The organism is Nocardia sp. CC201C (genome assembly GCF_030010695.1).
GTDB classification, from domain to species: domain Bacteria; phylum Actinomycetota; class Actinomycetes; order Mycobacteriales; family Mycobacteriaceae; genus Nocardia; species Nocardia otitidiscaviarum.
In genome coordinates this window covers 1-3167 of the sequence record NZ_JASCXP010000597.1, presented here as the reverse complement: position 1 = coordinate 3167, position 3167 = coordinate 1, and the positions used below count along the sequence as shown (strand labels likewise).

Below are 3167 nucleotides of genomic sequence, written 5' to 3'. Positions count from 1 at the left end.
CGGGGCGGCGGCCGCCCGCCAGGCCCGTCGCCACGCCGCGCGGTCGATGGCCTCCACGCATGGTGCGCCGGGGGCCAGATCGGCCAGATCCATCGCCTCGTCCGCATCGGAGGCGGCCGGCGACCACTCCGGGGCCAGCCGTGGGGCGGCGGTCAGGTAGGTGCCGGATCCGTGTCGCCCGCCGAGCCAGCCTTCGGCGTGCAGTTGGTCGTAGGCGGCGGTGACCACGGTGCGGCTCACGCCGAGGCGCAGCGCCAGTGCCCGCGTTGAGGGCAGGCGGTCGCCGCGGTGCAGGACCCCGGTGGCGGCGGCGTCGCGTAGTCGGTCCGCGATCTGTGCCGACAACGGCGTCGATGCCGTGCGGTCGAGCGCGATCGGGAGGTCGTCGGCGGCGGTCGGGCGGTGTGCCGCGCCGTCGGGTGTGGTCGCCGTCAAGGGTCCGCCTCTAAAGTGGTCTGTCGAAATCATCCAGAAATGGATATTCTACTGGGCCATTGGCGCGGCCATGCTGGTCATATGAGTCAGACAGCGTCGAATCGGACCCCCTTGTCGCCCACGCCGCGCAGCACTCCGACGCGCTACCGGCACCGTGCTCGGAGCGACCGAGCGGTCCTGGACGCCGTCCTGGACGCCGGGTTCCTCTGCCATCTCGGCGTGGTGATCGACGGCGCGCCGCTGGTGGTGCCCACCATCTACGGGCGCGACGGGGACACGCTCTACCTGCACGGCTCCACCGGATCGGGCAATCTGCGCGCCGCGAGCAGCGGTGGGGTGTCGGTATCGGTCACCCATGTGGACGGCATCGTGTACGCGCGTGCCGCGATGCACCTGTCCATCAACTTCCGGTCGGCCGTGATCCACGGTCGGCCGACCACGGTCACCGATCCGGATGAGCAGCTGCGGGCCATGCGGATCGTCGTCGACAATGTCACGCCCGGCGCCTGGCCCGCGGTGCGGCAGCCGACCAAGAAGGAGCTCGCGGGCACGCTGGTGCTGGCGCTCGACCTCACCGAGGCGTCGGTGAAGGTGCGTGAGGGCGGGCCGATCGACGAACCGGAGGATGTCGCCGCCGGTGGGGTGTGGGCCGGAGTGTTGCCGCTGCGGCAGCTGTGGGACGCCCCCGTACCGGCCGACGACCTGGAGCCGGGGGTGCCGGTACCCGACCATGTGCTGGCCCGGATCGCGGGGTCGCCGGTGGCGGGGTAGCCGAAAGATCGAATCACGGTCACACTGAAGGTGATTCGATCTAGTGCCGGGAGGTCCTCATGGATCCCGATAGCGATGACGCCGAGGGCGGGCCGACGCGCCTGCTGGATTTCATAGCGCGGCGGGAGGCCGAGTCCGCCGCCGCACTGGCCGCGGCCCGAATCGGTTCCGGAAAGGAGCCGTTCAGCCTGGAGGCCCTGCGCGCCGCCTACGACCTCACCCTCGATCTGGGTACCCGGCCGCTCACCGCGGCCGATGTCGCGGAGTACGAGCGTCGCTACTACCTCACCACCCCGCCCGACATCCGGACGGTCGCGCAGTTCGGCGAATACCTGTACTCGCTCTACATCAACGAGGTGGGCTGAGGTCGCGGTGCGCGGCTGTGGCGGCCGGCGCTACCAGGGTGTGGCGGTGAGGCCGAGTCGACCCAGAGTGGTGCTGGCGAGGTCGCGTAGGTCCGCGGCGGTGGGGATGCGTTGGGGGTCGAGGCCGACCAGTCCGAGGGTGTAGGTGTCGGCGATGCGGGTGAAGTAGGCGGAGAGGCGGGTGCGTGGGAAGGCGTCGGCGCGCAGGCCCGGGTGGATGGCGCGGGCCGCCACGCCCGTGCACTGGTGTGGGCCGAGGGTGAGCAGCGAGTCCGGGAGGGTTCCGATATTGGAGCACAGGATGTCTCGCTCGCCCGCGCCGCGGGCCAGCGCGTGCGCCCAGCGGTCCGGGAGCACCTGGAGCAGTTCCTCGGGCATACCGCCCGGGCTGGTCATGCGGTGTTCGTAGGCGGCGCGGGCGCGGTGGCGGATGGTGGCCGGGGTGTCGGTGCGGCGCACGGCGATCTCGGTCATGGCGAGGTCGTTGTCCACCCGGGGTTCGTCGCGGGTGTCCACCGGGAGGCTGACGGCGATCTCGGGCTCGGGAAAGCCCGTGGACCACAGCATATTCGCCACCGCGTGCACGAAGAGACTGTTGGCGGTGCCGCCGTGGGCAACGGCAACGCGGTTCCAGTCGCGGGCCGGGATCTGGAGTACGGCGCTGCGCGGGGCGGCGTCGGGGTGGTCGGGCGGTGTTTCTCGTGCCGAAGGAGAAGGTGGTCGGCGGGGGATGCCGCGGCGCAGTGCGCGGGCGGTGCCGCCCAGCACGACGGACCATTGGCGGCGGGCGTCCGCCCAATCCGAGTGGGGGGCCGCGGGTGTCGCCAGCGGTGTGCCCGCCAGCGCGTTGTCCACGGCCAGGGTGAGGGCGCGGCCGTCGGCCAGGGCGTGTGAACACGTCAGGGCGACAACCGATCCGCCGTCGTCGAGTGGTGCGGCCGAGAGCCGCCAGCCCGGACCGAATTCCGGATCGAGGTCCGCACCCTGACCGTCGGCCCACTCCAGCAGGGTGTGCGCGGCCAGCGGCTCACCGGCCAGCACCAGCGGATGCGCCCAGCCGGTCACCTGCCAGCGGGGCCGCGCCCCCGGAATCCGCGACCGCACCACCCGCCGCCCCAGCGGCCCCGTTCGCAACGCCTCGTGCACATCCCGCAGCAACTCCGACCCCACCCGGTCGGCGGTACGCCAAATCCCCTGCAGTGCGATCGGCGTGCCCATACCCCGATGCGCCCGCAGGAACATCTCGTCCACCACGGTCAGCCGGTTCATCGCAGGCAGCGTACCGACCGGTACCGACAACCGGCGAGCTTCGATCCCGGCCGAGTCGATGGGTGCCGCCGAACCCCGATCGCACCGGCCCACCTGATGTCCGCGCATCCGACTCGCCCGACGACCGCGCCCGTTGGTGCGATGGCCGCACCATGGGCGCGGCGGCCACATGGGTTCGCGCGCCGATTCCCGGCGGCCGCACCGGTTGGTGCAATGGTTACGCCGGTTCGCGCGACGTCCGCGCATCCGGCTCGTACGGTGGCCGCATCGATCGGCGGGCGGTCGCAGTGGATCGGCCTGCGCCGGGGTGCGGTGCTGGTGTGTTCG

At 72.0% G+C, this 3167-nt stretch carries 4 protein-coding genes; 2 read left to right on the top strand and 2 right to left on the bottom strand.

Annotation, left to right across the window (positions count from 1 at the left end; genetic code table 11):
- A partial coding sequence (locus QK444_RS34640) for a winged helix-turn-helix domain-containing protein (RefSeq protein WP_282786224.1) occupies positions 1-435 on the bottom strand: 435 nt, incomplete at its 3' end.
- An 81-nt stretch (positions 436-516) separates the two neighbouring features.
- Here QK444_RS34640 and QK444_RS34635 point away from each other — a divergent pair.
- Entirely contained in the window at positions 517-1206 is a 690-nt protein-coding gene (locus QK444_RS34635; protein WP_282786223.1) for a pyridoxamine 5'-phosphate oxidase family protein, read from the top strand.
- 59 nt (positions 1207-1265) lie between these two features.
- Positions 1266-1571 carry a hypothetical protein gene (locus tag QK444_RS34630; protein WP_029931126.1) on the top strand — a complete coding sequence of 102 codons (306 nt, stop codon included), beginning with the start codon at positions 1266-1268 and terminating at the stop codon, positions 1569-1571.
- A gap of 30 nt (positions 1572-1601) precedes the next feature.
- Here the strand turns inward: QK444_RS34630 and QK444_RS34625 are convergent, their stop codons facing one another.
- Complete coding sequence (locus tag QK444_RS34625) at positions 1602-2840, bottom strand: hypothetical protein (RefSeq protein ID WP_282786222.1); 1239 nt, start codon at positions 2838-2840, stop codon at positions 1602-1604.
- Positions 2841-3167 lie beyond the last annotated feature (327 nt).

Coding starts and splice junctions, on each gene's coding strand:
- QK444_RS34630 (WP_029931126.1), top strand. CDS start 1,266: ATGGATCCCGATAGCGATGACGCCGAGGGCGGGCCGACGCGCCTGCTG.
- QK444_RS34635 (WP_282786223.1), top strand. CDS start 517: ATGAGTCAGACAGCGTCGAATCGGACCCCCTTGTCGCCCACGCCGCGC.
- QK444_RS34625 (WP_282786222.1), bottom strand. CDS start 2,840: ATGAACCGGCTGACCGTGGTGGACGAGATGTTCCTGCGGGCGCATCGG.